8 protein-coding genes and 2 pseudogenes are annotated in these 6,030 nt (G+C 65.3%); all 10 read right to left on the minus strand.

Annotated elements, in window-relative coordinates; translation table 11 throughout:
* Nucleotides 1-148 precede the first annotated feature (148 nt).
* The gene (locus ASF22_RS02775) at nt 149-736 is read right to left on the minus strand and encodes a T6SS immunity protein Tdi1 domain-containing protein (protein ID WP_210166647.1); all 588 of its coding nucleotides are present in this window, start codon (nt 734-736) and stop codon (nt 149-151) included.
* 633 nt (nt 737-1,369) lie between these two features.
* A pseudogene (locus tag ASF22_RS24475) lies at nt 1,370-1,624 on the minus strand (type VI immunity family protein); the annotation flags it as partial.
* Entirely contained in the window at nt 1,555-2,298 is a 744-nt protein-coding gene (locus tag ASF22_RS25280) for a type VI immunity family protein (RefSeq protein WP_056261195.1), read from the minus strand. The pseudogene ASF22_RS24475 and the gene ASF22_RS25280, both read right to left, overlap by 70 nt.
* On the minus strand, nt 2,295-2,624 hold the full coding sequence (locus ASF22_RS23580) for a hypothetical protein (protein ID WP_156647593.1): 330 nt from the start codon (nt 2,622-2,624) through the stop codon (nt 2,295-2,297). The genes ASF22_RS25280 and ASF22_RS23580 overlap by 4 nt, the downstream gene beginning before the upstream one ends.
* Nucleotides 2,625-2,660: 36 nt before the next feature.
* Nucleotides 2,661-3,182 carry a hypothetical protein gene (locus ASF22_RS02790; RefSeq protein WP_156647594.1) on the minus strand — a complete coding sequence of 174 codons (522 nt, stop codon included), beginning with the start codon at nt 3,180-3,182 and terminating at the stop codon, nt 2,661-2,663.
* 100 nt (nt 3,183-3,282) lie between these two features.
* Nucleotides 3,283-3,675 carry a DUF4150 domain-containing protein gene (locus ASF22_RS22780; RefSeq protein WP_244474185.1) on the minus strand — a complete coding sequence of 131 codons (393 nt, stop codon included), beginning with the start codon at nt 3,673-3,675 and terminating at the stop codon, nt 3,283-3,285.
* 41 nt (nt 3,676-3,716) lie between these two features.
* Nucleotides 3,717-4,004: a PAAR-like domain-containing protein gene (locus tag ASF22_RS23585; RefSeq protein ID WP_056261205.1), complete on the minus strand. Its 288-nt coding sequence runs from the start codon at nt 4,002-4,004 to the stop codon at nt 3,717-3,719.
* Nucleotides 4,001-4,666 carry a DUF2169 domain-containing protein gene (locus tag ASF22_RS02805; protein WP_082483472.1) on the minus strand — a complete coding sequence of 222 codons (666 nt, stop codon included), beginning with the start codon at nt 4,664-4,666 and terminating at the stop codon, nt 4,001-4,003. The genes ASF22_RS23585 and ASF22_RS02805 overlap by 4 nt, the downstream gene beginning before the upstream one ends.
* Before the next feature lie 3 nt (nt 4,667-4,669).
* Nucleotides 4,670-5,092 carry a DUF2169 domain-containing protein gene (locus ASF22_RS02810; protein ID WP_056261211.1) on the minus strand — a complete coding sequence of 141 codons (423 nt, stop codon included), beginning with the start codon at nt 5,090-5,092 and terminating at the stop codon, nt 4,670-4,672.
* Nucleotides 5,093-5,109: 17 nt separating this feature from the next.
* Nucleotides 5,110-6,030 (minus strand): annotated as a pseudogene (locus ASF22_RS24320) (type VI secretion system tip protein VgrG); the annotation flags it as partial.

Genomic DNA, 6,030 nt, shown 5'->3' on the forward strand with positions numbered 1-6,030 from the left:
TGAACCGCACCGAGGAGGCGTAGCCGTCGAAATGGGCGCCGTAGTCCACGATCGGGTAGGGAACCGGCACCAGGGCCGAGCCCCGCGGCGTCAGGCACGGGTCGAGGGACGACGAGATCGCCCTCGATCGCGAATTCGTGGCGTCAGATCATTCCACTCGCTCGAAGCCGCCCGGATAGCGCTTCCGGTCGAAGTGAAGGATGTCGAACCCTTGTGACTGCGACAGGAGCGCCAAGTGGGCCCGGGCGTTCGTCACGATGAGGTTGCCCTTCTTGGGCTGCCCTCCCAGGGCGAAGATCGGTGCGAACGAGAAGATCTGGTCCTCGTTCAAGGGCCCGAACTTCCGCACGGCCTCGTCGTAGAGGTCGTAGTCGTCGTAACTGTCCTCCTCGGCCAGGAACGGCACCACGAACTCGGTAGGGCTCGCCTGTTGATCCTTGGCCCGAGGATCGGCGAGGATCGTGATCCGGCCGCGCTGGAAATCGAACTCGATCGCGCCGAGCGAGCGGTTCCAGGCGTAGACACTGCCGAAGGCCGTGATGAGGTAGGGCACGCAATCGACCGCGTTCAGCAGGCTCTTGCCCTCGAGGGCATCTTCGATGGACGGCCAGACCATGTCGGGGTCGCAGGTCCTGAACGTGCCTTTGAGCCAGATGGAGATGCCGACCCGCGACCACATGTAGGCCAGAACTTCGGGAACATGCGCTTTGCCCCCACCGTATTCAAATGGGCGCAAGATCTCGGGGTGCTTCCGCTCGATCGCTTCATCGAACAGGGTCTTATATCTATCAGCCGTCATTGTTTTCTCACTTTCATTTTTTCAATCAAGATACGCGATTGCTGCAGGCATCCTGCCCCTTGATCGTGGCGCAAAGCCGCACGTTCATCTTCTCTCCAGGCTTCAAGCTTTTCGCATGTCGCTCGAACTCGGCCAATCGGCTGGGCCAACCTCCGCCGATGATCGAGTTGACATGAGAGTTCCCCATGCGAAGGATCTTCGACAAGGTGCCACCAAGCCCCTGATCGGGAACGTGAAGTGGCGACTGGCGCTCAAGATACTCTTTGGCAAGTCCTTTCGCTTCCCCCGTGGATTTGCAGCGATTGGTATAGTCACGGATTGCATCGGCGCAGCACCATCGCCTTCTGCGCCGTGAGCCGCACCGAGGATGCGTAGCCGTCGAAATGGTCGCCGTAGTCGACGATCGGGTCGGGAACCTGCACCAGGGTCGAGCCCCCGCGGCGTCAGGCACACGTCCGGCGACAGGCAGACGACGCGCGCCGCGTGCGTCTCCCGCATGCCTTCCAGCGGGCGGTTCGTGGTCCAGGGATCGGGACGCGACATCCTCTGTCCCTCGCGCCAATTCGACCGTCAGTCGAAGCGGCGGACCCACTTCATCGTCTCTTCCAGTCCGTCTTTCTCTTCGGGAACCTCGATGATGCTTCGGCGGTAGTCTTCGAAACGGATGGGTTTGATGATYCGGGCGGCATCCCGATAGGCCTGCGGGATGCCGCCGATGCCGTTGCTGTCCACGACCGGCGCCTGCCCGGCCCGGATCAGCACACCGCCCGCATAGGGCGGGCGATGTTGGCGTCCCCCAGCAACGTGAGCCAGTTCGAGGCGCGAGGCACCTCGTAGCCGCCGAACCGCGTCCCGGAGAAGTAACCACCCATGTTGTCGTACTCGAGAGCGGGATAACGCTGCATCAACGGATAATACAGGACCTTACCAACCGTCTCGCGGCCAGGTTCTGTCAGCACGCCTAGCCCGCCAGAGCCATGCACGGCGCCGAGACGCTCGGACCAGCGGCGGACTAGGTCCACGCAGCGATCGGGATTGTCCAGAATGAACGCCGGCGGGACGTGGATCTTGACCCCAGACAGGTGCCGCTGCGAGTTGTCTCTCTCAAACCCGAAAGCTATCAACAGCCACAATGAGGGATCGTCGTTGTCCATCGCATTGACTCCCTTGAGGAAGCAATACATCTCGCTTTCCTCATTTTTCGAAATTTCTTCGTAGTACTCGACAGCCTCATTAACATTGAAGGACCGGAGCTGACGCTCGCCGGGCGTCTGATAGTGTGTGATCCGATCGGCGAAGAGGTCGCAGTATTCCTCGACGACGGCCAGAAGCTGCCGTCGCTTCTGGGTCGTCCATCCGTCCAGGAAGTAAAGCGAGAGAAGCCCACCGACCCTTGAGACGATATCGCTGTATCGTGGGTCTCGGTACACCAGCTCCGTCTCGATCGTCGTCGGGGTGCGCCGGCTCTGCCAGGCGATGTAGCTCGGTACAGCTGTCATGACGCAGAGCTTCCTTTGTTGCAGTCGCAATCTTTCGCAACATCGATCTCTTTCACCTTGACCGGTTTCCGGCCAGGCTGGCTTTGGTCCTCCGCGATTTCTTCATACGCGCCTCCACGTTGAGCGTTTGTTTTACCGTCAACACCACCCCCAGCCTTCGGGAACTTCATTTCCCAAAGCTCTGAAAGCGCGCCGTCCTGCCACCACGACACGTCAGGCCGAGGAGCCCCGCGCACCACTGGAGCCGTCGAGGGCATGCCCGGCTTGGTCCGGCTCTCCACCGGAGCATACTTGCTATCCGGCTCTTCCCCCTTCTTGTAACTCACTTCCGGCCGAGGCCCATCCGCCGTTTCACTCATCGGTCACCGCGGGCCGCCCGCAGGATGCTGGCCGCTGCCGGGATCATAGTAGCGCTTGCGCAGTTTCTCCGCGACGCAGGCTTGGTAGGTTACATGACTACCCCTATCATTGAGGCACTCGCAGGCAATCTCGCACAATTCCTTCTTGTTGGTCTTGCCCGTCACCCGAACCGTTTCGGTCTTCGCTACCGCCTTCGTCTTTTCTTTCTTCTCTGCCTCCGTTTTGGTCTTGGCGTGCGCCATCCTCTCGCCGCGGAACCAGTCCTGGATTCGGTCCTTGTCGACGCCTTGCGCCTCCAATTGCCGTGCCTTGGCGAACAGGCTCGTCTCGAAATCGTCTCGAGGAACCTCGTCGAACCACGGCATCGCCGTCGGCGACGAGTCCAGGATCGCCGTCGCCGCGCGGCCGATCGGTCCACCGCCCTTCAGCAGCCACCGTCCCCACTTGCCCAAGCGTTCCAGGTTGGGGCTCGCCGACGCCGTGGGTGGCGGTTTGCTCCAAGTCGGTTCGGCTGTTCCTGCCATCGTCGGGATCGGTCCGTCATCGCTCGCCCGGCAGGAGCCTGCCGCCGGCGCTGGTCCTCAGGTCACGCGGCGGAGCGAGCCGGGCAGCGGATCATCGTCGTCAGGGGCCGGTCGGGCCCGCTGGTCCTTGACGAAGACCGCCTCGCCCACCGTGTTGCGCCGGTTCGCGGCGGAGCGAGCCGGGCAGCGGATCATCGTCGTCAGGGGCCGGTCGGGCCCGCTGGTCCTTGACGAAGACCGCCTCGCCCACCGTGTTGCGCCGGTTCATCCAGAACCGGTCGAGGTGCCGGATCACCGGCGAGCCCTCCGCCCGAACCTGCGGCGCGTGGCCGATCGGCTCGGTGATGTCCCGATGCGTACCCGACTTCACGCCGCCGCCCGTGCCGGCTTCGTCGCCGTGCACGTGCGTCGTCCTCGAGCGCAGCACCATCGCCGTCTGCGCCGTGAACCGCACCGAGGAGGCGTAGCCGTCGAAATGGGCGCCGTAGTCCACGATCGGGTAGGGAACCGGCACCAGGGCCGAGCCCCGCGGCGTCAGGCACGGGTCGAGGACGACGAGATCGCCCTCGATCGCGAATTCGTGAACCGCACCGAGGAGGCGTAGCCGTCGAAATGGGCGCCGTAGTCCACGATCGGGTAGGGAACCGGCACCAGGGCCGAGCCCCGCGGCGTCAGGCACACGTCCGGCGACAGGCAGACGACGCGCGCCTCGTGCGTGTCGCGCATGCCCTCCAGCGGGCGGTTCGTGGTCCAGGGATCGGGACGCGGCGGCTCCCCGGCATAGTCGTCGCCGGACGAATCATCGGGATCGGGCCCATTCATGCCGCGACCTCCTCGTCCGGTTGTTTCCTGCGCAGCCGGGCGCGCTCGGCCAGCACGATCTTCGCGCGCTCTGCTTCGGGGAGCGGAAAGCGGCAGCGCCAGGTCAGGAGAACCGCGTCGCGGTCCGCGCGCAGATCGAACTGCACGCCATCCAGGACCAGCGGATGCTTCGTCGTGGCCCTCTCATCCCGCGCGGTGACACCCAGCATGATACCCGGCAGGCCGCCGGTCAGGTGAGGCGCGTCGGGATGCAGGTTGTCGAGGGTGAAGGCCTCGGTTCCGGCGAGCCATGGCGTGGCGACGAGCCCGGTCGGGGCGCATTGCCAGAAGCGCGGGTCGAAGTCGCGCGGCAGCAGCGGGTGGCGCTCGGCGAGCCATGCTTCGTCGTAGGTGCCCGCATAGCGCTGACGCGGGCGCCACCAGGGCGGAAGGGGACCGAAGCCGGCCGGGGCGGGCAATGCGTTCCAGCGCTCGACCGGTGCATCGGCAGCCTCGATCGTGGGGGCCGGGTAGGTCTCGCGATGATCACAGTGCGCGCGGTCGACGAGCCCGAGGCCGAGCGGGTTGTCGGGATGCACCTCGCCCGTCGCTCCGGGCAGCGTCCCGCCGACGGCCGAGGCCCAGGTGAGCGGGACGCGCGCGGCGGGTTCCGGGCCGCTCAGGTCTCAGCCTTCGAGGACCGGCTGCGGATCGCGCTGGAGCAGCCCGCGCCAAGTCCGGCGCGTCCGTGCCTGCCAGCGGCGCGGCCCCATGACGCGAAGGCTTGCATCGATCTGGTTGCCGATCCGGATGCGGCAGACGAAGGGTCCGCCATCCGGGTTCGGGTTCACGGCGTCCTCGAGAAGCGTCACGTCGGTGCCCGGCTTGTAGGGGACGAGATCGCCCTGACGCAGCAGCGATCCCTGTTGGGGCTCGCCGTCGTAGACGTCTTCCCACTGGAAGGGCTCCTGCCGGTCGGCCGCGGCGAGCGTCCCGCCGGGTTCGAAACGAAACGTGCCCCGCACCGACACGACACAGTCGAGGTCTCCGTTCTGGTCGAACTGGCGGAAGGCGAAGGCGGAAAAGGCCGTTCGGTTGACGAGTTGCATCGGGATCCTCCGACCGCTCAGTTCAGGTCGATCGGAGCGCCCCGGATCTGGACGTGATCGTCGGCGATGAAGTTGAAGGTCTTGCCGAGGATCAGGACTGTGCCGTCCTTCTTCATCACGAACTTCGACGCACCGACCTCGATGACGAATTCGTCGCCGACCGCGACCTTGTAGTAGTTGCCGACTTGCGTCAGGAACGTCGCTCCGACATGCGTCACCTTCGAGGTGCCGACCTGCTGGACATCCGCAATGCCGACGCTGCGCATGCTCATCGATCCGACGATGGTGTTCATCATGCCCGGCAACGAGAACAGGCCGCCCGCAGCCTGGCCCAGGCCGCTGCCCGCCTGCGACAGGGCGGTGCCGGCGTCCGCCCGTGGGCTCGGCCCGTTGACCACACCATCCCTGGCTTGAAGACCGCTTCCGCCGAGCATTCCCAGGACGGAGCCAGCGAGGCCCGAGGCCATCAATCCCATCGCCTCGCCTGCCACTCCGCCGAGACCCGCGACCTGCGCGGCCTGGCTCATCAGGCCGGCCGTGTGCCCGGCCATACCGACGAGCGGCGCCATCAGAGCGGCCGCCGTGGCTCCGGTCCCGCCCACTGTCAGGTTCATCGAGCCGCCGATCTCGTGGGTCTGGTTCCGGGCCACCTCCACCGAGCGGTTCGCCCCGATCGAGGCCACCTCGTTGGCATCGACCCGCTTGGTCTTGTCGTTGAGCACCCGGGTGGTGTGGTCCTTCTGGGCATGGAAGAACATGTTCTCCCGGCCGGCATCGTCCTCCAGGCTCATCTCATTGAAGCCCTTGCCCTTATGGGTGTCGGAGCGGAACGTCATGCGGGTCTTGTTGGCCGGCAGGTCGTACGGCACGGGATTGTTCGGGTTGGGCACGATGCCGACCACGATCGGCCGGTCGGGGTCGCCCTCCTGGTAGGCCAC

This window comes from Methylobacterium sp. Leaf87, assembly GCF_001422775.1.
Taxonomy (GTDB): Bacteria; Pseudomonadota; Alphaproteobacteria; order Rhizobiales; family Beijerinckiaceae; genus Methylobacterium.